The organism is Brachybacterium sp. sponge (genome assembly GCF_001613775.1).
GTDB classification, from domain to species: domain Bacteria; phylum Actinomycetota; class Actinomycetes; order Actinomycetales; family Dermabacteraceae; genus Brachybacterium; species Brachybacterium conglomeratum.
In genome coordinates, this window is sequence record NZ_LRMP01000001.1 from 987,516 (window position 1) to 1,011,098 (window position 23,583).

Genomic DNA, 23,583 nt, shown 5'->3' on the forward strand with positions numbered 1-23,583 from the left:
CTCGGCCGGTCGGCCCCGGCGCTCATCGCAGGAACGCCGCGGCGACGCCCGCGTCGACGGGGATGTGGAGACCGGTGGTGTGTGAGAGGTCCCCGGCGGTCAGCGCGAACACGGCGCTGGCGACGTTCTCCGGCAGCACCTCGCGCTTCAGCAGGGTGCGCTGGGCGTAGAACTCGCCGAGCTTCTCCTCCTCGACCCCGTAGACCTTCGCCCGGCTCGCGCCCCAGCCGCCGGCGAAGATGCCGGAGCCGCGCACCACCCCGTCAGGGTTGATGCCGTTGACGCGGATCTGGTGCTCGCCGAGCTCCGCGGCGAGCAGCCGCACCTGATGGGCCTGATCCGCCTTCGTCGCCGAGTAGGCGATGTTGTTGGGCCCGGCGAAGACGGAGTTCTTCGAGGAGATGTAGAGGATGTCCCCGCCCATGGCCTGCGCGATCATCACCCGCGCCGTCTCGCGGGAGACGAGGAAGCTGCCACGCGCCATGACGTCGTGCTGCAGGTCCCAGTCCTTCGCGGTCGTCTCCAGCAGCGGCTTGGACAGCGAGAGCCCGGCGTTGTTGACGATGAGGTCGAGCCCGCCGAAGGCGAGCACGGCCTCGGCGACCATGTCGATCACCGCCTGCTCGTCGGAGACGTCGGCGCGCAGGGCGACCGCGCGGTCCGGGCCGCCGAGCTCCTCGGCGGTGGCCTGGGCGTTCTCCAGGTTCAGGTCCGCGATGACGACGCATGCGCCCTCGGCGACGAGCCGCGTCGCGGTCGCCTTGCCGATCCCGGAGCCGCCGCCGGTCACGAGCGCGACGCGGGTGGCGAGCGGCTTGGGCGTCGGTCGACGGCGCAGCTTCGCCTCCTCGAGCTCCCAGTACTCGATGCGGAACTTCTCCGACTCGTCGATGGGGGAGTAGGTCGAGACCGCCTCCGCGCCGCGCATCACGTGGATCGCGTTGACGTAGAACTCGCCGGCGACCCGTGCGGTCTGCGCGTCGGCGCCGAAGGAGAACATGCCGACCCCCGGGACCAGCACGATCGCCGGATCGGCGCCGCGCATGGCGGGGGAGCCCTCGCTCGCGTGCCGCTCGTAGTAGGCGGCGTAGTCCTCGCGATAGGACTCGTGCAGCTCGCGCAGGCGCGCGATCTGCTCCTCCACCGGGGCGCTCGCGGGCAGGTCCAGGACCAGGGGCTTCACCTTGGTGCGCAGGAAGTGGTCGGGGCAGGAGGTGCCGAGCTCGGCGAGCGCAGCGAGCTTCTCACCGGCCAGGAACTCGTGCACGTCCTCGCTGTCGGTCCAGTGCCCGATCATCGGCGCGTCGGTCGAGGCGAGGCCGCGGATCACGGGGAACAGGGCCGACGCCTTCCCGCGCCGCTCCGCCTCCGGCAGTGCGGCGCGGGCGGGGTCGGCCGGGCCGAAGGGCTCGGCGGCGCCGTGCGCTTCCAGGTGCGCCTGCGCCTCGCGGATGATCCGCAGCGAGTTCTCCTTCGCCTCCGCCGAGGTCGCGCCCCAGGCGGTGATGCCGTGCCCGCCGAGGATGCAGCCGATCGCCTCGGGGCTGCGCGCCTTGATCTGGGCGATGTCCAGCCCCAGCTGGAAGCCGGGTCGCCGCCACGGCACCCACACCACGGCGTCCCCGAAGATCTCCCGGGTCAGGCGCTCCCCGTCGGCCGCGGTCGCGAGCGCGATCCCGGCATCGGGGTGGAGGTGGTCCACGTGCGGGGCGTCGACCAGCGCGTGCATGGCGGTGTCGATCGAGGGGGCGGCCCCGCCCTTGCCGAACAGGCAGTGGTCGAAGGCCGCGACCATCTCGTCCTCCCGCTCCACGCCCGGGTACACGTCCTGCAGGGCGCGGACCCGGTCCAGGCGCAGCACCGCCAGGCCCTTCTCCTCCAGGGTGCCGAGGTCGCCGCCGGAGCCCTTCACCCACAGCAGCTCGACTTCCTGCCCGGTGACGGGGTCCGTGTCAGAGCCCTTGGCGGAGGTGTTGCCGCCGGCAAAGTTGGTGGTCGTCGGGTCGGCGCCCAGCTCGTTCGAGCGGGCGAGGAGGGCGTCGATCGTCTCGCGTGCGGTGCTCATTCAGGCTCCCCATCCCATCTGGTTCCCGCCGACGCGCTCGCCGGCGACCTTCTCCTCGTAGCCGCTCGCGCGGAACGCCGCGAACGGATCCGCCGGCAGGCCGCGCTCTTCGCGGAAGGCCGCCAGCGCCGGGCGCACGTCCGTCCAGAAGGCGTCCATGAGGATCCCGTGCGCCTCGAGCACGTCGTGGCGCTCCTGCGCATCGGCCAGGGCCTCGCGGTCCACCAGCAGCGCCTTGGCGAGGGTCTCCTGCACGTTCAGCACCGAGCGGATCTGGCCCTGGATCTTCGACTCGAGGTTGTGGCACTCGTCGAGCATGAAGTTCACGCCGGAGGCGGGGCGGTGCGCGTCCTGCTGCACGATCTCGAACAGGATCCGGAACAGCTGGAACGGGTCCGCGGCGCCGACGATCAGGTCGTCGTCGGCGTAGTTGCGGGAGTTGAAGTCGAAGGCGCCGAGCCGGTCCTGCCGCAGCAGCTGGGCGACGATGAACTCGATGTTCGTGCCGGGGGCGTGGTGGCCGGTGTCCAGCACCACCTGTGCCTGCTCGCCGAGGGCGAGGCAGTGCATCAGGCTCGTGCCCCAGTCCGGGACGTCGGTGTGGTAGAACGCCGGCTCGAAGAACTTGTACTCCAGCACCAGGCGCTCGCCCTCGCGCAGGCCCGCGTAGATCTCCTGCAGCGACTCCGCCAGATGGTCCTGCCGCCGACGGATCGAGTCCTGACCGGCGTAGTTCGTGCCGTCGGCGAGCCAGATCTTCAGCTCGTGCGAGCCGGCCTCCCGCATCACGTCCAGGCACTCGAGGTGGTGGTCGATCGCGCGACGGCGCACGGACGCGTCCGAGTGGGTGAGCGAGCCGAACTTGTACTCGTCGTCCTGGAAGGTGTTGGAGTTGATCATGCCGAGGCTGACGCCGAGGTCAGCGGCGTGGGCGCGCAGCGCGGCGACGTCCTCGACCCGGTCCCAGGGGTGGTGCAGGGACACGCGCGGGGCGAGGCCGGTGAAGGCGTGGGTCTGCGCGGCGTCGGCGATCTTCTCGAACGGGTCGCGCGGGGTGCCCGGGGTGCCGAAGACCTTGAAGCGGGTGCCGGAGTTGCCGTAGGCCCAGCTCGGGACCTCGATGGAGAACTCCTCGAGGTCACGGGCGACCTCGGGGGGAAGTGTGGCGGGGGTGGTCATGGTGGCTCCTTCGGGACGGACCGCTCCGTCGTCGGCGACGGGAGGTCGGTGGTGAGAGGCGGATCGTGATCCGGCCCGACAACAAGGGTTGAAACGACTCAAGATGAAACCTAGCATTGCGGGCGGCGGTTCGACAACAGAGGGCCCGCCGCTTCCGCGCCGATGCGCCGCGGGAGCTCCGCTCGACGAGGAGCCGTGATGACCCCGCCCGATCTCACCTGCCTGCTGGCCACCACCCCGGCCCGCAGTCCGCACCGCTGCTGCTTCCTGCTCCACGTGCGCCCCGAGAAGCTCGCCGACTACGTCGCCGCCCACCAGAGCGTCTGGACCGAGATGCGGGAAGCCCTTTCCGAGGCGGGATGGCGCAACTACTCTCTGTTCCTGAGGCCCGAGGACGGAATGGTCGTCGGGTACTTCGAGTCCGATGACGTCGACGCCGCGCAGGACGCGATCGCGCGCGCCGCCGTCAGCCCCCGCTGGGAGGCGGCGATGAGCGAGTACTTCGCCCCCGGCGGCGGCGACAAGCAGGTCCTGCCGCAGTACTTCCACCTCGCCTGACGCTCCCCGAAGGAGTCACCGATGACCCCCGAACCCGCCCCGCAGGTCCTCAACGACAACGGGGCCTGGTGCTGGTTCCAGGACGAGCGCGCGCTCGTCGACCCCGAGCGCAGGCAGCTCGTCGTCGGCTCCATCGCCTCGATCGCCGGGAAGGACGGGGACCGCCGCGGCGGCGACCTCGACCTCTCCGTCGTCGACCTCGAGACCGGGGACGTGCAGGTCGTGACCCTGCACGAGGGCTTCGAATCCGACGACCACGACGTGCCGGCCCTCTGGCTGCGCCCCGACGGGCGCTGGCTCGCCGTCTACGCCCGCCACAAGACCGACGACAACACCTATTGGCGGATCAGCGAGCCGCACGACCCGACCCGCTGGGGCGAGGAGAGGATCTTCGACTGGTCCTCGCTCACCGAGGGCCGCCACGTCACCTACTCCAACCTCCACGAGCTCGACGGACGGCTCCACTGCTTCGTCCGCGCGATCAACGACGACCCCTGCGCGCTGGTCTCCGACGACCACGGTGACACCTGGACCTTCGCCGGCAAGCTCTTCGAGCGCGAGAAGGTCGGCTACGTCAACGCCTACGCCCGCTACGCCGAGGGCCCCGACGGACTGCACGTCATCGCCACCGACCATCACCCCCGCGACTACGACAACGCGATCCACCACGGCGTGCTCTCCGGCGGCCGGCGCCACGACTCGACCGGCGCCGTGGTGGGCGGCGAGCTCTTCACCGAGCCCGCCCCGAACCAGGACCGGCTCACCACGATCCTGCCCGTCGGCAGCGAGGTGGGCGGGGCGCGCCTGAGCCACGCCTGGACCACCGACCTCCGGGTCGTGGACGGGGTGGTCTCCGCCGTGATGACGGCCCGCGCGGACCATCCCGGCTGGCCCGAGAGCGCCTCGATCGACGGCGCGGACGCGGTGCGGGACGCCGACGGCAACGACGTCCCCGTCCCCGACCTGCGCCTGGTCTACGCCCGCCTCGGCAAGGACGGCACCTGGGACGTCCACCCCCTCGCCGCGGCAGGCCCCGGCCTGCTGCCCCACGAGCAGGACTACACGGGCCTCGCCGCCCTGGACCCCTACGACCCCGACCACCTCGTGCTCTCCACCCCCGTCGACCCGCGCGACTGCCGCGCACTGCCGCACCGCGAGCTGTTCCGCGGCCGCACCGAGGACGGCGGTGCGAGCTGGGCATGGACGGCGATCACCGAGGACTCCGAGGTCGACAACCTCCGACCGATCCTCGCCCCCGGCGACCCCGCGACCGAGCACCTGTTGTGGTTCCGCGGCGAGATGGCCTCCTCGCAGCGCTTCGACTGCGAGGTCGTGCTGCGCTCCGCGCCGCGTCCCGCCGACACCACCACGCCCGACGCAGGAGAGACCCGATGACCACGCCCCCGCCGACCGCGCCCGCCGCGGAGCCGTTCGCGCCGACCGACCCGCGCGGCGAGATGCTGCGCCGCCTGGAGGCGCTGCGCGGCGCGAGCAGCTGGGACGAGGTCCCCGCCGCGGCGCGCGAGGCCTGGGAGGCGCCCTACGGTCCGGCAGAGCGCCTCGACCTGCGCATCGAGAACCGTGAGGCGCGCGGCCCCCACGGCATCGTCCCCCTGCGCGTCTACAGCCCCGCCGCGCGCAGCCGTCGGCCCAGGGCTGCGCTCGTGTGGTGCCACGGCGGCTCCTTCCAGCACGGCGACCTCGACATGCCCGAGGCGCACGAGACCGCCCGCCGCATCGCCGCCCGGGCGGACGCCGTGGTCGTCTCCGTCGACTACCGGCTGTGCGACGAGCCCGCCGAGACCGGCGGCGCCCCTGCGAGGCGACTGCCCGGCGAGACCTTCCCCGTCCACGCCCCGATCCCCGGGGACGACGTGATCGCCGCGGTGCGCTGGACCCGCTCGATGGCGCGCCTGCTCGGGATCGACCCCGGCCGCGTCGCGCTCGGCGGGGCGAGCGCCGGCGGCAACCTCGCCGCCGCCGTCTCCCTGCGTTTGGCCGAGGAGGGCGAGTCGCCCGCCGCGAGCCTGCTGATGTACGCGGTCACGCATCCGCTGAACCCCGAGCCCACCGCCGAGGAGGCCGCGGCGCTCGCCGACGTCCCGGGCATGTTCCGCTTCCCGCCGGAGTCGATGCGGCTGATGGCCGAGACGTACCTCGGCCGACCCCTCGAGGAGGCCACAGCCCACGAGTTCCCCGGCCTCGGCACCCCCGCCCAGATCGCCGTGCTGCCCCGCACCTATCTCGAGGTCGACGAGCACGACGACCTGCGCTGCGGGGCCCGCCGCTATGCCGAGCAGCTGACCGAGGCCGGCGTCGAGGTCGAGCACGTGGTGCGCCGCGGCGTCACCCACGGTCACCTCAACAAGCTCGGCCTGCCGCAGGCGGCCGAGTCCTGCGAGGCCATGGCGCAGATCCTGCGGGAGCTCTGAGAGCACGGTCTGCCCTGTCGAGGCGCGGGCTGACCACCCGGGCGGACGGCGAGCGGACCGGGCCGAGCGGACGTACAGTTTCGCCATGAACCCCCTGGAGGACGCCGGGCGCGCCGCCCGCGACGGCGCTGAGGCGGCCGAGCGCACCGCCGAGACCGTGACCGAGCATCCCGTCTTCGAGGGCATCGCCCGCGGCGGCTTCGTGATGAGCGGCCTGGTGCACGTGCTCATCGGCTGGTTCGCGCTGCGCGTCGCCCTCGGCGGCTCAGGGCAGGACGCCGACCAGTCCGGCGCGCTGAACACCGTCGCCGCCGCTCCCGGCGGGAACGCGCTGCTGTGGATCGGTGGCCTGGCGATGCTCGCCCTGACCGTCTGGCATCTCGCCGAGGCGTACTTCGGCGCGAGATGGGCCGACGACGATCGCCGGCGCCTCACCCATGTCGTGAAGACGCTCGGCAAGGCCGGGGTGTACGGCGCGCTCGGGGTGACCGCGCTGCGCTTCGCCGCCGGCGGCGGCAGCGACTCCGGCCAGCAGACCTCCGAGCTCACCGCGGGACTGCTCGGCAGCGCGGCAGGTCGCGGGGCGGTGATCCTGATCGGTCTCGTCGTCCTCGCGATCGGCGGATACCACGTGGTCAAGGGAGCGGGCCGGGGCTTCGAGGACGATCTCCGCCCGCCCGGCGACCAGCGGATCAGCATGGTCGTGATCGTCACCGGCGTGATCGGCTACATCGCCAAGGGCGTCGCGCTGATCGTCGTCGGCATCCTGTTCGGCTGGGCCGCGATCGGCTCGGACCCCGAGAAGGCGACCGGCCTGGACGGCGCGTTCCAGACCATGGCGAGCCTGCCCGCGGGGGCGGTGCTGCTGGTCGTCGTCGGCATCGGGGTGATGCTCTACGGCGTCTACGCGGTGCTGCGCTCGCGCTACGCGCCGCTCTGAGCCAGGGCGGCTCTCCGCAGGGGCGAGCCCCGAGGGCCTCAGGCCCGGAGGGAGGGCCGGCTCTCGGGGGTTGCGCGCGGGCCGACCGACGGGGCGGCGCGGCCGACGGGCGGCCCCGGGGAGCGCTCGCCCGTCGACCCGCCCGTCGGCCGATGCTCACTCCGCCGGCTGCATCCCTTCCAGCACCGTGAGGAGCTCCTGCGCCGTCGCCTGCGCGTCCTTCGACCCGAAGTAGAACTCCTGGCTGATCCGGGTGAACTCCTCGCCGAAGCCGACGGCGTCCGCAGGGGTGACCCGCGGCGCGGGGGAGACCTCCGCCTGCAGGTCGCGGGCGAAGTCCAGGCAGATCCGCTCGATCTCGTCGAGCTCGTCCTCGATCGCGCTCTGCACCTCGGGGAAGGCCGTCACGCCCCGCTCGAGCCGCAGCGCCTTCGCCGCCTCCGGATCGGTGAGCAGGAAGTCCATCAGGATCCCGGCGCTCTCGGGGGCGGCGGAGGTCGCCGCGATCGACCAGTACATCGAGGCCTTGTTCACCATCTGGTGGTCGCCGCTGGTCCGGGCCGGCAGCCGCAGCAGCGTCATCGCCGCCCCGGAGGCGCTCGCGAAGGTCTGCACCTGGGTGTGGAACTGGAGGTGGAAGACGGACTTCCCGGTGCCGAAGCGGCCCTGCTCGACCCCGGCGCCCACGTCCTCGATCTGCGCGTCGACACCGGGCGTGGCGCCCTCGTCGATCAGCGACTTCGCGTACTCGAGGAAGGAGGTGATGGTCTCCGCGTCCACCGCGGTCTCGTCCTCGCGGGGGAAGAGCTGCTGCCCGGACTGGCGGGCCCAGGCGCCGAGCTCGGCCGCGCCCTGGCCGAAGAAGTCCAGTCCGGTCACGCCCTGGTCGGCGCCCCACTCGCTGATCGCCGCGGCGGTCTCGCGCAGCTTGTCCCAGGTCCAGGTGGTGTCGTCGGGCAGCTCCTGGCCGGAGGCCTCGAGCAGGTCGAGGTTCACACCGACCGAGAAGATCCCGATGCCGAGCGGCGCGCCGACCAGGGTGCCGTCGGCGAGACGGCCGGTGTCCAGCACCTTCGCGTCCATGGCCGAGAGGTCCAGCGCCTCGCCGAGGCTCTCGAGGTCCAGCAGGGACCCCCGGGTCCCGTACGAGTCTATGTACGCCTCGTCCATCTGCAGCAGGTCCGGCATGTCGCCGCCTGCGGTCTGGGTGGCGAGCTTGTCCCAGTAGCCGGTCCACTCGCTGTACTCGGGCTCGACCGTGATCTCCGCGTTCTGCGCGCCGAACAGCTCCAGCGCCTCCTCGGTCATGGTCTGGCGCAGGTCGCCGCCCCACCAGTAGATGCGCACCGTGCCGGAGTCCTCGCCCCCGCCGCCTCCGCCGGAGGTGGCGTTCGGGCCGCAGGAGGCGAGGGCGGGGATCGCGCCGGCGGCGGCGAGGAGAGCGAGGGTCTGGCGTCGGGTGAACATGGAGCCTCCGAGGATGAGCGTCATTGCAGGGTCGTGAGGGTGAAGCGTGCCAACCGGGTGGGAAAACGCTAACCCATAGGAGTGGGCGAGGCCAGGGGTGTGGCCGCTGCGCGACGATTTCGAGGCCGGAGACTCTCGACAGGTCTTATTGCAAGGGTTAATGTAAGGATCGTCACGACCGTTGCGCACCGGAGCGCACCGGCTCGGCGGCGCCGTGAGGCGCCGAGGAGCCGCCGCGCGTGACCTCCACGAAAGGCACGACGATGAGCCGCACCCCCGCAGTCCCGTCCCCCCGCCGACACGCCCTCAGCCGGCGCACCGTCCTCGCCGGTATGGGAGCCGCCGGTGCCGCCGCGGGACTCGCCGCCTGCGGAGGCGGCTCCGCCGGGGGCGGGGGCGTCCCCGAGTCCGACGAGAGCCACACCTCCTTCGTCATGACGGTCTGGGGCGGGGAGGAGGACAAGAACGCCTACCAGGCCCGTATCGACCTGGCCAAGGAGAAGTTCCCCGACTACGACATCACCCTGCAGCTCATCCCCTCGGAGAATTACGAGCAGAAGGTCCAGACGATGATCTCGTCGAAGACCGGGCCCGACATCATGCAGGTCGCCGAGAACGTCAACGTCTACGCCTCGAAGAAGCAGCTCGTCCCGATCGACGACCTGCTCTCCGAGAGCGGACTCGACCTCGAGGCGACCTTCGGTCCCGTCGGCGCGAACTACACCTGGGACGGGGCCACCTACGGCGTCCCGGACCGCTCCGGCGCGATGGTCCTCTACTACAACAAGGACCTCTTCGACGAGGCGGGCGTCGAGTACCCCACCGCGGAGTGGGACTGGGACGCCTTCCTCGAGGCAGCGAAGGCGCTCACCGACCCGTCCAAGGGCCAGTTCGGCTACGGCGGTGTCGGCTGGTGGCCGCAGTGGTTCTCCCTGGTCGCGCAGAACGGCGGCAACGTGCTGGACCCCGAGACCGGGGCGCCCGGGGTCAACTCCCCGGAGGCCGTCGAGGCGCTCCAGTTCGCCCACGACCTCTACTTCACCCACAAGGTCGCCCCCACCGAGGTGGACTACTCCAACATGGGGCCTGAGATGGGGGCCGACGGCGCCTTCCAGCAGGGGCTCGTCGCGATGAACTCCACAGGCTTCTGGGCCGTCGGCGGCAACGCGGGGATCGAAGGCCTGAACTGGGACATCGCCCCCTTCTTCCACGGCGCCGAGAGCGCCGTGAGCGCCTTCGGCTCCGCGCTCGTGATCCCCACGGCGGCGAAGAACCCCAAGGGCTCGTTCGAGATCATCCAGTTCCTCACCTCGCTCGAGGGGCAGACCCCCATCGCGGACGCCGGACAGGACGTCCCGGCGAACCTCGAGCTGCAGGAGAGTGACGCCTTCCTCGCCCCCGACTGGCTCGAGGCCGACGTGAACCTGCAGGCCTTCCCAGATTCCGCGGAGATGATCTTCACCCCGAAGTTCATCCCCGAGTGGAACGAGATGCAGAAGGCGATCGACGACGCGATGGCCTCGTTCTGGCTCGGCGAGTCCGATGCACAGGCCACCGCCGACGACCTCCAGGGGCGCCTCGAGCGCGTCATCAAGCCCTCGGAGTGAGCCCGATGACCTCCACCGCGCTCAGGGCGTCCGCCGTCGGCCGGGCGGCACCCCGCCGGGCCGCGCCGCCACGGCAGAAGCTGACCCCGCACCGCCGCAAGGAGGCGCTGACCTTCTACCTGTTCATCTCCCCCTGGGTGATCGGGTTCGTCGTCTTCCTGCTCGGGCCGATGCTGTTCTCGATCTACCTCTCGTTCACCGAGTGGGACTCGTTCACGGCCCCGGTCTGGGTGGGGCTGGACAACTACATCACGCTGCTCACCGACGACCCGATCTTCCTGCGGGTCATGGGCAACACGGCCTACTACTCGCTGATCTCGGTGCCGCTGGGCATGGTGGTCTCGCTGTTCATCGCGAACCTGCTGAACAAGAAGGTGCGGTTCCGCAAGCTGTTCCGCACCCTCGTCTACCTCCCTCACCTGATCCCGATCGTGGCCGTCGCGCTCATCTTCCAGATGGTCTTCGCCCCGGAGGCAGGACCGCTGAACCAGGCCCTCGCGCTGATCGGCATCGACGGCCCCAACTGGCTGAGAGACGCGGACTGGGTCAAGCCCGCACTGATCCTCATGTCCCTGTGGCAGGCGGGCGGCGGCACGATCCTGCTGCTGGCCGGGATGAACGGCATCCCCAAGGAGCTGTACGAGGCCGCGGAGATCGACGGCGCCTCCGGTTTCCGACAGTTCTGGTCGGTGACCTTCCCGCAGCTCACCCCGGTCATCTTCTTCAACCTGATCATGGGCATCATCGGCTCGTTCCAGGTGTTCGCGCAGGTCTTCATCCTCACCGGCGGCGGGCCGGACAACGCGAGCCAGATGGCCGTGCCGATGCTGTTCGACGAGGCATTCCGCTTCTACCACATGGGGTATGGGTCAGCGATCGCGTGGATCCTCTTCGTGGTGATCATGGCGTTCACCGCCCTTGCCTTCGCGACCTCCGGGCGCTGGGTGTTCTACGAATCGGAGGTGCGCCAGTGAGCACGATGACTCCCGTCCAGGCCTCGCCGGCGCAGTCGGCCGACCGTGCGAGGCCGTCCCGGCCTCGTGTCCTCAGCGCCTTCCGCAGCGGACCGCTCACCTACGGCCTGCTCGTGATCCTCTCGGCGATCTTCACGGTCCCGCTGGTGTTCGTGGTCTCCATCGCGCTGTCCTCGGACACCACCGTCTCCACCGGGCAGCTGTCGATCCTCCCACGGGATTTCGAGTTCTCGAACTTCGTGAAGATCTTCCAGACCAGCCTGCCGGTCGGATCGTTCCTCATGAACTCGGTGATCATCGCGGTCACCTCGGCGATCGGCCAGGTGCTCTCGAGCTCCCTGGTCGGCTACGCCTTCGCCCGCCTGCGCGCCCCCGGCAAGCGGCCGCTGTTCTTCGTCGTCATCGCGACGATGATGATCCCGGCCCAGATCACGATGATCCCGCAGTTCTGGATCTTCTCGCAGCTGGGCTGGATCGACAGCTTCCTGCCGCTGATCGTGCCGCAGTTCTTCTCCAACGCCTTCAACATCTTCCTGGTGCGGCAGTTCGTCACCCGCATCCCCTACGAGATGGATGAGGCCGCCTCGATCGACGGGCTGGGATTCTTCGGGATCTACGCGCGGCTGATCCTGCCGATGATGACCCCGATCCTCATCGCCATCGCGATCTTCACGCTCACCGCGATGTGGGGCGACTTCATGGGCCCGCTCATCTACATCAATTCCGAGGACAAGATGCCGCTCGCGCTCGGCGTGCAGTACCTGACCTCCACCAGCCAGGAGCTGCAGACACCCCCGTGGAACCTCATCATGGTCGGCTCGATCTTCCTGTCCCTGCCGATGATCATCATCTATTACTTCGGCCAGAAGTACATGTACGAGATGAACCTGTCGGCCGGCAGCGCGGGGGTGAAGTGATGACCTCCTCGATCGAGCTCGCCGATGGCAGGCTGCTGCTGGACGGGGTCCCGTCCGTGCTGCTGTGCTCCTCGGTGTTCCCCTTCCGCATCCCGTCGACACAGTGGGCGCACCGCCTCGACCTGGTGCGGGACTCCGGCTACCGGATGATCGACGTCTACGTCCACTGGGGCTTCCACGAGCCGACCCCGGGGCGGGTCGACCTGACCTCCCCGGAGCGGGACCTGCGCCGGTTTCTCGACCTCGCCGCGGAGCGGGACCTGCTGGTCATGGCCCGACCGGGGCCCTACATCTGCTCGGAGACCGACGGCGGCGGCCTGCCGTGGTGGCTGCACGGCGACGCCCCCGGCGCCCCTGCCGCGCTGCGCACCTCGGATCCGGATTATCTCGCCGCCGTGGACCGCTGGTTCGGTGCAGTCATGCCGGTCCTCGCCGAGGCGCAGGTGACCCGCGGCGGGCCGGTCGCCCTCGTGCAGATCGAGAACGAGCTGGACTTCTTCGACTGCCCCGATCCCGAGGAGTACATGTCGCATCTCGCGGGGCGGACCCGCGCACACGGCATCGAGGTGCCGATCATCGCCTGCGCCGGACAGGGCGATCTCTCCGGCGCTTCCGGCGACGCCGAGGGCGTGGTGCCCACGGTGAACCTCTACCCCGACGACGCCTCCGGCTCCTTCGACGAGGAGACGCGCCGCTACGCGGGCGTGCTCGCTGATCGCGACCTGCCGCTCATGGTCACCGAGACCAACCGTCTGCACCGCACCCTGCGCCGAGAGATCCTCGCCGGAGCGCGCCTGGTCGCCCCGTACCTGCAGACCTCGGGCTTCGACCATCTCGTCCTGCCCTCGGCCGGGAACTGGGGCGACCCCGGGAACCTCATGACCCATGACTACGACTTCGGCGGATACATCAGCCCGGACGGGCGCCGCACGCCGGAGTACGACGAGGCGATCGCTCTCGGCGCGACCCTCGCCTCCTGGGGAGAGCGGCTCGCGACGGCGACTCCGCAGCCGCTGCCGACGGACCGGATCGACGGCATCCGCACCGGAGGGGCGCTGGCCCTGGACGGGGGAGGGACACTGCTCGGCCCGGCGGAGCTCACCGGTCTCGATTCGCCGGTCCGTCTCGCCCGCGCGGGAGTGGACGCGGTCGTCCCGGCCGGGACCTGCCCCTTCTGGGCGCTCGAAGTACCGCTGGCACCTTGGGGCGCGCAGGGCATGCTGGAGCTCGCGACCGCGGAGCTCGTCGGCGTCGAGAGCGCCGACGGCGTCCTCCACCTCGCGTTCGAGGGCGGCCCCGGTGCGCTGATCGAGCTCGTCCTGCCCGCGGCCGACGGGGGATCCGAGGTCGTCCGCCTCGCAGCACCGGGCGAGAGCGCCTCGCAGCATGCGCTCGATCCCGTGCGCGTCACCCTGCGCGAACGCGCCGGGAGTCTCGCCGACCCGGCCCCCGCTTCTCGCGCTGCCGCGGGCCTGATGCGCCCGCTCCAGGGGGCGCTCGACGAGGCCGGCACCGATCACGACCCGACCCCGGGCCTCCGAGGCGCCGAGGCGCTCGGCCTCGCCGACGGGCGGGTCCGCGCCGAGCTGGAGCTCTCCGCCCAGGCGCAGGAGGTGCTGCTGCTGGGCGCGGCGGACCTCGTGCGTCTCACGCTCGACGGCGTCGACCACGGCGTGCACGTCGCCCACGGCGCGCCCATCGGCCTGCCGCTCGCCTCCGGCGCGCCCCACCTCCTGCGCGTCGACGCCGAGATCTGGGGCCGCGCCAACTTCGACGACGCCCGCAGGCCCGCGCTCCGCCTCGGCGCGGGCCGGGGGCCGGGGACCGTGCTCGAGGTGCGCGACGTCTCCGACGTCACCGACCTGTGGGAGGTGCGCGAGCTGCCCGACCGGCGCGCCGACGGGGTCCTCGCCTGCCCGCCCCTGCGGGGCCTGGGGGGATGGTCGAGCGCGAACCCCGGCTCCTGGACCGTCTACGCCCGCACGCTGACCCTGCCCGGCCGCGGGCTGCGTGCCGTGCTCCGCCTGCCGGGCCTGGCCGTGCCGGTGCACGTCCGTGTGCAGGACGGTCCCGAGCAGCTGGTCGTCCCCGATGCGCCTGTGCTGCTCCTGCCCGAAGGGGAGGGGCCGCTCGAGATGCGGGTCCGCGCCCCGCACGTCCCGGGCGGCCTGGTCGCACGTGCAGAGCTGCTCATCACTGAGGCGCCCGCCCTGCGCAGCCTGCGCACCACCACCGAGGCGCAGCTCGCCGTGCGGGCCGCCGAGCTCGCCGACGGAGCCGGGGAAGACCTGTCCCCGCTGCCTGCCGGACCGCTTCGGATCGGCGCCGGAGCGCCGGTGCTGATCCAGCTGGACTCGCTCGAGGGTGATGGCGGCGGTGAGCTGCTCGAGATCGCCGGCGAGGACGTCGAGGTCACGGTGCTCAGCGGGGATCGTCGGATCTCCCGCCATGTCCTCGGACAGCCCTCGGTCGCAGGCGGTGACGCCCGTCGTTCCTGGGTGCCGGCATCGTGGCCGACGGAGGCGGCGTCGACCCTCCTGCTGCTCGTCGAGGCGATCGCTCCCGGAGGCGGTATGTTCAGGGGCGCGAAGCGGGCCCGGACCGACCGCTGAGCACGAGCTGACGAGGGCGTCCCGCCGAGGAGGTGGGACGTCCTCGGGACGGGAGGTCAGGTGGCCGCGAAGTCGTCGAAGGACATCCGCAGCGAGAGCCGCTTCATGGTGCTGCGGAGCGTCTACGTGCACGGCACGGTGACCCGTGCACAGATCAGCGCCGAGACCGGGCTCAGCCCCGCCACCGTCACCACTCTCGTCGGTGAGCTCGTCGACGAGGGCGTGCTGCGTGAGGCAGGACAGATCTCCTCGCAGGGCGGACGCCCCACGGCGACCTTCCAGGCGAACCCGCGTCGGGGCACCCTGCTGGCCGTCGACGTCGCCGAGACCTACGTCAGGGTCGACCTTTTCGACACTTCCTTGGACCGTCTGGACCAGGAGCGGGTCGAGATCCCGCAGGTCGCACACTCCATCGAGTCCGTCGCGGCGCACATCGGAGACTGTCTCGAGCGCCTGCGCGGCAGGCATACCGAGCTCGAGGACTCGCTGCTCGGCGCCGGCATCTCGCTGCCGGGCCAGGTCGATCCGGTGCGCGGCGTGGACGTCTTCGCCCCGAACTGGGGCTGGCACGAGGTGCCGCTCATGGAGGCGCTCGAGGCGGTGGTTCCCGTGCCCGTCAGGATCGACAACCCTCTGATGGCGCTCGCCACGGGGGAGCTGTGGTTCGGTGCCGGGCGTCGCTTCCGCCAGTTCGTCGCGGTGAACCTCGGCACCGGCGTCGGCGCCGGCATCATCGTCGACGGGCAGCTGCTGCGCGGTCGCGGGAACTCGGCCGGGGAGTGGGGTCACACCACCCTGATCTGGGACGGTCGGGAGTGCCGCTGCGGGCGTACGGGATGCATCGAGGCGTATGTGGGGGTCGAGGGAATCCGCGCGACCCTCGCGGAGATCGCCCCCGACCACGACCTCCTCGCCGTGCCCCACCACCGCGACTTCATCGAGCGGCTGATGCGGGCGGAGGCAGCGGGGGACGACGCCGCGCGAGAGGCTCTGATGCGCACCGGCGATTATCTCGCCGCCGGGATCGGCAACCTCGTCAACCTGCTCAACCCCGAGCACGTCTCGGTGCTGGGCTGGATCACCCGCTATGCGGGCTCGGAGCTCCAGCAGCGCGTGCGCGACCGCATCGCGCAGGAGAGCCTGCCCGGCCCGTCCGGGACCGTCGGCATCGAGTTCACCGAGGCCGACGGCGAGGGAGTGAGCCTCGGGATGGCCGTCCTCGCGCTCGAGGCGTTCCTCGAGCGCGTAGGGCTGCCGAGCCCCTCGAGCCCCGCCGTCCCGGCGCCGAGCACCGGACGCGACCGGCCCCGGACCGGCTGGGCGGTCCCGCACAAGGCGCGCTGACGCGCTCGACCCGGCACCGACGACGACAACTGCCCCTGCCCCGGCCCCGGATCGTGGGCCGGGGCCGGGGCACCGGTCCGGGACGAGCCGCCCGTCGGCCGCGAGGACGGCGAGCGCCGCTGTCGCGCTGCGCTCACTCCCGCACGAGCGCGACCCAGCTGACCTGGATGTCCGGCGAGCGGGTCGGGTGCAGGGTCAGCGCGATCTCCCCCTCCCGGCCGACGCGGATGCCTCCATAGGCGGCCGCCTCGATCTCCCCGGTGAACAGTCGCTGCTGCTCGACAACGCTCCCGTTCACACTGACCTGCGCGGCACGATTCGCCCACGGCCATGGGTCGTAGTAGCCGACGTGCACGGTGTACGTGCCGGCCAGCAGGTCGGAGAAGCGGTAGGTGAGGTCGTCGTGGTCGGTCGCGTAGCGCAGCGAGCGGTCCATCGACCCGGTCTCGCTCCCGGCAGGCTTCGACCTCCCCTCGTAGCCCCAGCGCACGCCGGTCGTGGGATCCGGGCCGTAGGGCTGGTCCGCCACGGACCCCTGCAGCCGCAGGCCCCGTGCGTGCTCCCGCATCGCGAGATAGTCGTCGGTCTCGGCGCCGCCCGCGCTGACGAGCTGGACCATGTGCCGAGGGACCACGAGCACCTGGCGGCGCACGGTCAGGCCCTCGCCGCCGGCCAGGGTGCCGAGGATCGGCACCAGTCCCGGCCGGTCCAGTCGCGCCTCCCAGGTGACCTCGCGGGTCGAGGAGGTGCCGTCGGCGAGGTGGAGGGTCGCCGTGCGAGGCAGGGCGGCCGTCTCCTTGAGCCCCACCGCCTCCGGCAGCGCGACCTCGACCGTGTAGACGGGCTGCGGCGGCTGGTCCTCCCAGCGCCAGGAGTCCTCCCACTCGAGCGCCATGGTCGTCCCCTCGCCGAACCGCAGCGGCAGCCACACGTAGGGTGCGTTCGCGAGGTCCGAGGGGGTCCAGCGGTCGCCCATGTAGACGAAGGTGCCGCGCTCGGGATCGACCGGGATCACGTTGGTGGACTGCGAACGGTGGGTGTCCGACGCGCCCTCGCCGCTGACGGGGTTGCCGTGGTCGGTCCACTCGCCGAGGATCTCCGTGGCCGTGGCGTACTGGGCGGGGTTCGGGTCCCAGCCGGTCGCGCCCGAGGTGATCAGGTAATACGTCCCCTCGCGCTTGAAGAGCGCCGGCGCCTCACGGTGCGCCCCGATGTAGGGGCGGATGAAGTCCACGCCCTTGACCGCGCGCTCCGGCGGGGTGGCGAGCTGGGTGAAGTCCTCGTCGAGTCGCGAGATGAACAGGGAGTAGTTCTCCTCGCTCGAGTAGATGATGTAGGCCGTCCCGTCGTCGTCGAGGAAGACCGTCATGTCGCGGGCCATGCCGGGGTTGTCCGGCTGCCAGTTCGGCTCGCCTTCGGGGGCGTGGTGCAGGCGGTAGCTGTCGATCCAGCGGAAGGGCCCGGTGGGGGAGTCCGAGACGGCCACCCCGGCGTTGGCCTTCGCGTACTGGGCGTCCGAGGTCGCCGAGGGGCCGTCGGCATGCACCCACATCACCCAGGTGCCCTTGGCGGCGTTGCGGAGGACCTTGGGGCGCTCGAGGATCGCGGCGGGAGCGGTGGTCCCGGGGGTGGCGGTGGTCTGCAGATCACGGACGACCGCGGCCTTCTGCTCCTCGGAGTACCCGCCGTAGAGGGCGAGGAAGTAGGGGTCGGTGTCGATCTCCTCCGCGGTGGTGAGCGCGCGCAGGGCGAGGCCCTCGTCCGTCCAGGAGTAGAGGTCGCGGGAGGAGTAGACGTGCACGCCGGGGGAGGAGCCGTAGCCGTTGCTGCGGTCCTCGCCGTACCAGTAGTAGAGCGGCCCCTGGTCGTCGGGTGCGAGGACGACCTGCCCGCCGTGGGCCTGGATGACCTTGCCCTCGGTGTCGAGCCAGGGCTCGCCGGGGGTGAAGGCGGACAGCGCCTCCTCGGTGCTGCCGCTGTCGTCGCCGTCGGCGAGGGCGGGGGAGGCGCCGACGGCGAGCAGGGCCAGGGGCGGGGCCGCGAGGGCGGCGCTGAGCACGCTGCGACGTCGGGGGTGGGGCGGGGGTGTGGCGGTCACGGGGACTCCTCGTCGAGTCGAGCGGGGCCGGCTCCCCGCACGGCGGGGCCGGAGGTGGTTGTCTCCACCCTTATCGCACCCTTCGAAAAAAGTGCGGTGCCGTGACCGTAGCGGAGCGCCACGGGAAGCGGAAGGGGGTCGGAGGACTTTCCCGGAGCCCTGGACGCTCCGATTGTCGCCACTTACGCTAAGGGTCAACAAAAGCGGGTCGACGACGATCCGCACGAGGAGACGAGCCCCCGATGATCCCATCGCCCCGACCGTCCGACATCGCCGACGCGCCCCCGCAGCACCCCGCCGTCCGACCCCGCCGCCGGGCTCTGCTCGGCACCGGCCTCGCCGTCGGCCTCGCGGCGGGAGCCGGCGCCCCGGTCTCCGGGGCCGCCCTCCCGACCGGCTCCGCCCGTGCCGTCCCCGGCGGCGGGACCGACGCGGCCGCCGCCTACCGGATCGAGATCGACCCCGGCACGGTCCACCAGCGGATCGACGGCTTCGGGGCCTCCGGCGCGTGGTGGGCGCAGAACCTCGGCACCTGGCAGGAGGAGCGGCGGCAGGAGGTCGCCCGTCTGCTGTTCTCCCCGACGCGCGGCATCGGTCTGTCCCAGTACCGCTACAACATCGGCGGCGGCATCGACGAGACGATCACCGACCCGTGGCGCACCGCCGAGACCTTCGAGATCGGGCCAGGCAGCTACGACTGGGACCGCGACGCCGCGGCCCGCTGGTTCCTCCGCGCAGCACAGGAGCACGGGGTCGAGGACTTCGTCGCCTTCGTCAACTCCCCGCCCCGCCGGCTGACCGCCAACGGCCGCACTTACGGCGACCCCGGCACCTCCAACCTCCCTCCCGAGAACCATGAGGAGTTCGTGCGGTACCTGCTCGACGTGGTCCGTCGCTTCCGGGACCACGAGGGGATCGACTTCCGCTTCATCAGTCCGATCAACGAGCCGCAGTGGACGTGGGACGGGCCGCGCCAGGAGGGCTGCCATTACGAGCCCGAGCAGGTCCGCGACCTCACCGCCCTCACGATCGAGGCGTTCGAGGGCAGCGACCTCGGGACCCGGGTCTCCGCCCCCGAGGCCGGCGAGTACCGCTCCCTCTACTCCGAGCAGGACTACGCCGCCTGGCTGCTCGAGGACGAGGGCCCCCGCGAGGGGCTCGGCGAGTTCGCGACCCACTCCTACTGGTCCACCGATGCCCAGCGCGAGCAGGCCGCCGCCCGCATGGCCGAGCATCCCGAGGTCCCCTTCACCATGACCGAGTGGTGCGAGATGGTCGGCGGTCGCGACTCCGGGATGGACTCCGCCCTCGTGCTCGCCCGCACCGTGCACTCCGACCTGACGATCGCGAACGTCTCGGCCTGGCAGTACTGGATCGCGGTGAGCCGCTACGACTACCACGACGGCCTGCTCTACACCGACTACGTCGCCCCCGGCGACGAGGAGACGGTCCAGCAGACGCAGCGCCTGTGGGCGCTCGGCAACTACAGCCGCTTCCTGCGCCCAGGTGCCCGCCGGATCGGTCTCGAGGTCGAGGCGAGCGAGCAGACCGAGGGCGTCATGGCCCGGATCCCCTTCATCGAGCCGGAGATCGCGACCGGCACCTCCCCGGGCGATCGGCTGTTCCTGATCGAGGACCCCGCCGGTGACGACTTTGGGCCCGGGACCTACACCTACCCCGGCAGCGCGGTCTTCACCCCGGGCTGCTTCGACCTCCTCTCCGTCGAGGCGACCGACGGCGGCGACGACGTCCTGTTCGCGATCCGCCTCGGAGCGGACCTCGAGGACCCCTGGGGCGGCCCGCCCGTCGGCTACGACCTCCAGAACATCGACCTCTACCTCGACACCGGTGGCGAGGGCGGGTTCACCGAGCTGCTCCCCGGCCGCCGGGCCCTGGTCGCCGACGGCTTCGCCTGGGATCGGGCGGTCTTCGCGACCGGGCGGACCGACGTCGCCGAGCGGGACGTCGCCGAGAAGGTCCCCGCCGCGATGCGCGAGGCGCTGTTCGTGCCCCTCGAGGACCGCCAGAGCATCGACGGCGACGTGCTCACCCTGCGAGTGCCGAAGGCCTTCCTCGGGGAGATGCGGCCCGGATGGGCGATCCAGGTGGTCGTCACCGGCTCCGAAGGGTCGATGGAGACTGACTCCCTGCGTGTGCGGGAAGTGCGCGCCGAGACGTCCGAGTGGAACTTCGGCGGCGGGTCCGACGGCGTCGAGGACCCGAACATCCTCGACCTCCTGGTCCCCGCGGGGATGAGCCAGGCAGAGGCCCTCGCCTGGACCCCGGCGACCCGGGTCGAGGTCCATGCCTCCGCCTTCCTCGACGAGGAGACGGACAGCCTGGTGGTCGTGGCGATCAACGAGTCCGACCAGGAGCAGGTCGTCGAGCTCGCGGTGGCGCATTCCTCGAGCAGCCTGCTGCTCACGCCGCACGTCACCGCCGAGGGAGCACGCCTCGCCCAGGGGCGGAGGGTGCCGCTCGTCCGCGGGGCCGACGGGCCGGCCCGCGGGGAGGTCGCTCTCGCGCCGCGCTCGGTCACGACCTTCACCGCGCCCAGGGGCTGAGCCGTGAACACGACAGGATGCGGCGACCGAGAGCTCAGCGGGCGGGGCGGTACCGCAGCAGCACCGCGCCGTGCCGGGGGATGCGCAGGTCGATCGCGGTCGAGCCAGGGGCGACGCCGCGGGCGGCATCGGACTGTGCGGAGACGGACCGGGTGCCCACGCTCTCCCCACTCCACAGCTCGACGAGCTCGCCGTCGAGCGCGGCAGGCAGGCCGACGTCCTGACTGTCCAGGGCGACGGCCAACTCCTCCTCGCCCAGGTTGAACGCCGCGACGTACTGGTCGCCGTCTGGCCCATCGGCCGTCCACAGCACGAGCGGGTCCTCGCGGAACACCTCCCGGTTCCCGTTCGAGTCGGCGTGCACGGCGAGCACATCGACATTGCTCAGCAGCGCGATGGTCGTCGGATCGGATGTGGGCAGGTCACCGCCCACCATGAGCGGTGACCTGGCGATCCCCCACAGCGTCAAGAGTGTGATCTGCTCGTCGGTCGTGAGCAGCGAGTCGCGGGGCTCGCCACGTTCGGCGCGGACCCCGATCCGGCCCAGCGGGAGCATGTCGCCGTCGGGCCATCCCGCGGGGCCTGCGTGCGGGGCCCAGCGGGCGAAGCGCGCGAAGTTCGCCTCGACGTCCTCCCACCGATCCCACAGGTCGTCGCTGATCCGCCACATCGTGGCGTGCTCGCGCAGGTGAGGGAGACGGGTCAGGGACAGGTCCCGGCCGGGGGAGAGGCTCAGCAGCATCGGCCGACCGCAGCGGGCGATCGACCCGGAGAACGCCTCGATCTCCGCGGCCTGGTACGGCCAGAGCATGTCGTCGACCTTGAGGAAGTCCACGCCCCAGGAGGCGTACAGCGCGAGCACCGAGTCGTAGTAGGCGCCGGCCCCCGGCACCGAGTGGTCGATGCCCACCATGTGCGGGTTCCACTCGCAGCTGTTCGCGGGATCGGCGATGTCGGCGGCGCGCAGATCCGTGCCCAGCACTGGGGTGTTCGCCGCGAGGGCCCTGCGGGGGATCCCCCGCATCACATGGATGCCCAGGCGCAGGCCCAGAGCATGGATCTTCTCCGCGAGAGGCGCGAATCCTGCCCCGTCGGCGGCGCTCGGGAACCGGCCGGGATCGGGCAGCAGCCGTCCGTGCTCGTCCATCACCAGAGGTGCGGCGTCGTTGTAGCCGTGGGCGCGGGCCGAGGGGTCGGACCAGTCGATGTCGATCACCACCGTGTCCCAGCCGAGGGGCAGCAGGTGCTCGGCGAGGAACTGCGCGTTGGCCAGCACCTCCTGCTCGGTGACGGTGGTGCCGAAGCTGTCCCAGGAGTTCCAGCCCATCGGCGGGCGCGTGTCCTCGGGGCGGGGGAGGGCGGTGTGCTCGGAAGGCATGGCGAGGGTTCCTCGGATCATCGGGGGAGAGTCGGGCAACAGGGCAGGCCGCGGGGCCGCTCACGCCCCCAGCAGCCGGTCCACGTACTCGTTGCGGAACACGCGGCCCGGGTCCAGCCGGTCCCGCAGCGCCCGGAAGCGCTCCAGGTCCGGGTACTGCGCCTGCACCACCTGAGGATCGAGGGCGAACACCTTCCCCCAGTGCGGCCGCGGGGCGAACGGGGCGAGGCGCTCCTCGATCTCGGGCAGCAGCGCCGCGACCTCGGCGGGCCGCTGCTTCCAGGTGAAGTGCACGCAGGCGCTCTCCCGGTGCTGGGCGGGGGAGAGCCAGTGCTCGTCCGCGGCGACGGTCCGCACCTCGGAGGCGTGCAGCAGCGGACGGATCCGCTCCCCGAGCGGCATCACCGCCGCGAGCGCCTCCCCGATCCGCTCGCGCGGCACGAAGTACTCCGACTGGATCTCCTCGCCGCTGGACGGGGTGAACTCGAGCCGGAAGTGGGGCAGGCGCTCGTGCGCCGGACCCGGCTCCCCGGTCTGGTCGGTGCAGAAGTCGGCGGGCATCCCCGGCAGCGGGTGCACGGGCCCGCCCGCCCGTCGGCCGCCGAGCCAGTGCTCGGGAAGCGCGGTGTCCTCGTCAGTGTCCTCACTCAGGCGCTGCTTCACCCAGGCCTGCGCGATGTGCCCGTCCCAGTGGTGGAACAGACTCACGCTCGCCCCAGCCCCGAGCATCTCCGCGAGGCTGCCCTCATCCATCCGCTCGGCGGGGAAGTCGAGGTGGACCGTCTGCCGCATCGGCGCGGCCGGCACCAGATCGAGGGTCAGGTGCGTGACGACCCCGAGCGTGCCGAGGGAGAGGACCGCCCCGTCGAACACGTCCGCATCGGCCTGGCGTGAGAGCGTCAGCAGGGCCCCACCGGCCGTGACCAGATCGATCTCCCGCACCGAGGAGGCCAGGGAGCGCGAGCGGTCCCCGGAGCCGTGGGTGCCGGTCGCGCTCGCGCCGCCCACCGAGATGTGCGGCAGCGAGCCCATGTTCGGCAGTGCCAGCCCGGCCGCATGGGCGGCGACGGCGAGCTCGCCGTAGCGCACCCCGGCGCCGACGCGGACCGTGCTCGCCTCGGTGTCGATCTCGATCTCCGGCGGCATCGCCGTGAGCGTCACCAGCGGACCGTCCGACGCGGCGACCTCGGAGAAGGAGTGCCGGGTGCCGAGCGCCCGCAGCCTCGTGCTGCCGGCGACGAGCGCCTGCAGCGCGGCCACCGAGGTCGGGGCGTGCAGCGGCCCCGGTCCGTAGTCCACGGTGCCCGACCAGCTGAGCCCGGGGGAGTGGAGGGCGGGGTCGGGAGTGCTCGAGGTGGGCATCATCGCTCCGAGGGTCGAGGGTCGAGGGTCGAGGGTCGAGGGTCGAGGGTCGAGGGTCGGGGCCGGGGGACGTGGTCACGGGGTGC

Annotated in this window: 16 protein-coding genes; 10 read left to right on the plus strand and 6 right to left on the minus strand. The window is 71.8% G+C overall.

Annotated elements, in window-relative coordinates; all coding sequences use genetic code 11:
• Window positions 1-22: 22 nt before the first annotated feature.
• Window positions 23-2,065, minus strand: a complete 2,043-nt coding sequence (locus A4A78_RS04400; protein WP_062947167.1) for a bifunctional rhamnulose-1-phosphate aldolase/short-chain dehydrogenase — start codon at window positions 2,063-2,065, stop codon at window positions 23-25.
• Complete coding sequence (rhaI, locus tag A4A78_RS04405; protein WP_062947168.1) at window positions 2,066-3,244, minus strand: L-rhamnose isomerase; 1,179 nt, start codon at window positions 3,242-3,244, stop codon at window positions 2,066-2,068.
• A gap of 198 nt (window positions 3,245-3,442) precedes the next feature.
• Here rhaI and A4A78_RS04410 point away from each other — a divergent pair, with 198 nt between their 5' ends.
• From A4A78_RS04410 to A4A78_RS04425, 4 genes are all read left to right on the plus strand, one after another.
• A complete protein-coding gene (locus tag A4A78_RS04410; RefSeq protein WP_062947169.1) occupies window positions 3,443-3,802 on the plus strand; it encodes an L-rhamnose mutarotase in 360 nt (119 codons plus the stop codon).
• Between the two features lie 21 nt (window positions 3,803-3,823).
• The gene (locus A4A78_RS04415; protein WP_062947170.1) at window positions 3,824-5,197 is read left to right on the plus strand and encodes a BNR-4 repeat-containing protein; all 1,374 of its coding nucleotides are present in this window, start codon (window positions 3,824-3,826) and stop codon (window positions 5,195-5,197) included.
• Complete coding sequence (locus tag A4A78_RS04420) at window positions 5,194-6,234, plus strand: alpha/beta hydrolase fold domain-containing protein (protein WP_062947171.1); 1,041 nt, start codon at window positions 5,194-5,196, stop codon at window positions 6,232-6,234. Before A4A78_RS04415 ends, A4A78_RS04420 begins: the two co-directional genes overlap by 4 nt.
• A gap of 85 nt (window positions 6,235-6,319) precedes the next feature.
• The gene (locus A4A78_RS04425; RefSeq protein ID WP_062947172.1) at window positions 6,320-7,174 is read left to right on the plus strand and encodes a DUF1206 domain-containing protein; all 855 of its coding nucleotides are present in this window, start codon (window positions 6,320-6,322) and stop codon (window positions 7,172-7,174) included.
• A gap of 156 nt (window positions 7,175-7,330) precedes the next feature.
• Here the strand turns inward: A4A78_RS04425 and A4A78_RS04430 are convergent, their stop codons facing one another.
• Window positions 7,331-8,641 (minus strand): ABC transporter substrate-binding protein, encoded by a 1,311-nt coding sequence (locus A4A78_RS04430; protein ID WP_231880831.1) that lies wholly within the window; start codon window positions 8,639-8,641, stop codon window positions 7,331-7,333.
• A 239-nt stretch (window positions 8,642-8,880) separates the two neighbouring features.
• On the opposite strand from A4A78_RS04430, the gene A4A78_RS04435 reads away from it, so the two are divergent.
• The 5 genes from A4A78_RS04435 to A4A78_RS04455 are packed head-to-tail and all read left to right on the plus strand — an operon-like array spanning window position 8,881 to window position 16,095.
• Complete coding sequence (locus tag A4A78_RS04435; protein WP_156488551.1) at window positions 8,881-10,248, plus strand: sugar ABC transporter substrate-binding protein; 1,368 nt, start codon at window positions 8,881-8,883, stop codon at window positions 10,246-10,248.
• Between the two features lie 5 nt (window positions 10,249-10,253).
• On the plus strand, window positions 10,254-11,222 hold the full coding sequence (locus A4A78_RS04440) for a carbohydrate ABC transporter permease (protein WP_082835178.1): 969 nt from the start codon (window positions 10,254-10,256) through the stop codon (window positions 11,220-11,222).
• Between the two features lie 5 nt (window positions 11,223-11,227).
• Window positions 11,228-12,139: a carbohydrate ABC transporter permease gene (locus A4A78_RS04445; RefSeq protein ID WP_082835245.1), complete on the plus strand. Its 912-nt coding sequence runs from the start codon at window positions 11,228-11,230 to the stop codon at window positions 12,137-12,139.
• Window positions 12,139-14,751, plus strand: a complete 2,613-nt coding sequence (locus A4A78_RS04450; RefSeq protein ID WP_062947174.1) for a beta-galactosidase — start codon at window positions 12,139-12,141, stop codon at window positions 14,749-14,751. The genes A4A78_RS04445 and A4A78_RS04450 overlap by 1 nt, the downstream gene beginning before the upstream one ends.
• Before the next feature lie 60 nt (window positions 14,752-14,811).
• Window positions 14,812-16,095 (plus strand): ROK family transcriptional regulator, encoded by a 1,284-nt coding sequence (locus A4A78_RS04455; RefSeq protein WP_062947175.1) that lies wholly within the window; start codon window positions 14,812-14,814, stop codon window positions 16,093-16,095.
• Window positions 16,096-16,228: 133 nt separating this feature from the next.
• Here the strand turns inward: A4A78_RS04455 and A4A78_RS04460 are convergent, their stop codons facing one another.
• Complete coding sequence (locus A4A78_RS04460; protein ID WP_062947176.1) at window positions 16,229-18,193, minus strand: glycoside hydrolase family 43 protein; 1,965 nt, start codon at window positions 18,191-18,193, stop codon at window positions 16,229-16,231.
• Window positions 18,194-18,435: 242 nt separating this feature from the next.
• Here A4A78_RS04460 and A4A78_RS04465 point away from each other — a divergent pair, with 242 nt between their 5' ends.
• Window positions 18,436-20,757 carry a glycoside hydrolase gene (locus A4A78_RS04465; RefSeq protein ID WP_062947177.1) on the plus strand — a complete coding sequence of 774 codons (2,322 nt, stop codon included), beginning with the start codon at window positions 18,436-18,438 and terminating at the stop codon, window positions 20,755-20,757.
• Between the two features lie 34 nt (window positions 20,758-20,791).
• Here A4A78_RS04465 and A4A78_RS04470 read toward each other — a convergent pair whose 3' ends face one another.
• Together A4A78_RS04470 and A4A78_RS04475 are read right to left on the minus strand one after the other, a co-directional pair.
• Window positions 20,792-22,135, minus strand: coding sequence for an alpha-galactosidase (locus A4A78_RS04470; protein ID WP_062947178.1), 1,344 nt, complete (start codon window positions 22,133-22,135; stop codon window positions 20,792-20,794).
• A 60-nt stretch (window positions 22,136-22,195) separates the two neighbouring features.
• On the minus strand, window positions 22,196-23,500 hold the full coding sequence (locus tag A4A78_RS04475; RefSeq protein ID WP_231880832.1) for a D-arabinono-1,4-lactone oxidase: 1,305 nt from the start codon (window positions 23,498-23,500) through the stop codon (window positions 22,196-22,198).
• Window positions 23,501-23,583: the final 83 nt, after the last annotated feature.

Coding starts and splice junctions, on each gene's coding strand:
- A4A78_RS04475 (WP_231880832.1), bottom strand. CDS start 23,500: ATGATGCCCACCTCGAGCACTCCCGACCCCGCCCTCCACTCCCCCGGG.
- A4A78_RS04450 (WP_062947174.1), top strand. CDS start 12,139: ATGACCTCCTCGATCGAGCTCGCCGATGGCAGGCTGCTGCTGGACGGG.
- A4A78_RS04400 (WP_062947167.1), bottom strand. CDS start 2,065: ATGAGCACCGCACGCGAGACGATCGACGCCCTCCTCGCCCGCTCGAAC.
- A4A78_RS04440 (WP_082835178.1), top strand. CDS start 10,254: ATGACCTCCACCGCGCTCAGGGCGTCCGCCGTCGGCCGGGCGGCACCC.
- A4A78_RS04425 (WP_062947172.1), top strand. CDS start 6,320: ATGAACCCCCTGGAGGACGCCGGGCGCGCCGCCCGCGACGGCGCTGAG.
- A4A78_RS04410 (WP_062947169.1), top strand. CDS start 3,443: ATGACCCCGCCCGATCTCACCTGCCTGCTGGCCACCACCCCGGCCCGC.
- A4A78_RS04445 (WP_082835245.1), top strand. CDS start 11,228: ATGACTCCCGTCCAGGCCTCGCCGGCGCAGTCGGCCGACCGTGCGAGG.
- rhaI (WP_062947168.1), bottom strand. CDS start 3,244: ATGACCACCCCCGCCACACTTCCCCCCGAGGTCGCCCGTGACCTCGAG.
- A4A78_RS04415 (WP_062947170.1), top strand. CDS start 3,824: ATGACCCCCGAACCCGCCCCGCAGGTCCTCAACGACAACGGGGCCTGG.
- A4A78_RS04430 (WP_231880831.1), bottom strand. CDS start 8,641: ATGTTCACCCGACGCCAGACCCTCGCTCTCCTCGCCGCCGCCGGCGCG.
- A4A78_RS04465 (WP_062947177.1), top strand. CDS start 18,436: ATGATCCCATCGCCCCGACCGTCCGACATCGCCGACGCGCCCCCGCAG.
- A4A78_RS04470 (WP_062947178.1), bottom strand. CDS start 22,135: ATGCCTTCCGAGCACACCGCCCTCCCCCGCCCCGAGGACACGCGCCCG.
- A4A78_RS04420 (WP_062947171.1), top strand. CDS start 5,194: ATGACCACGCCCCCGCCGACCGCGCCCGCCGCGGAGCCGTTCGCGCCG.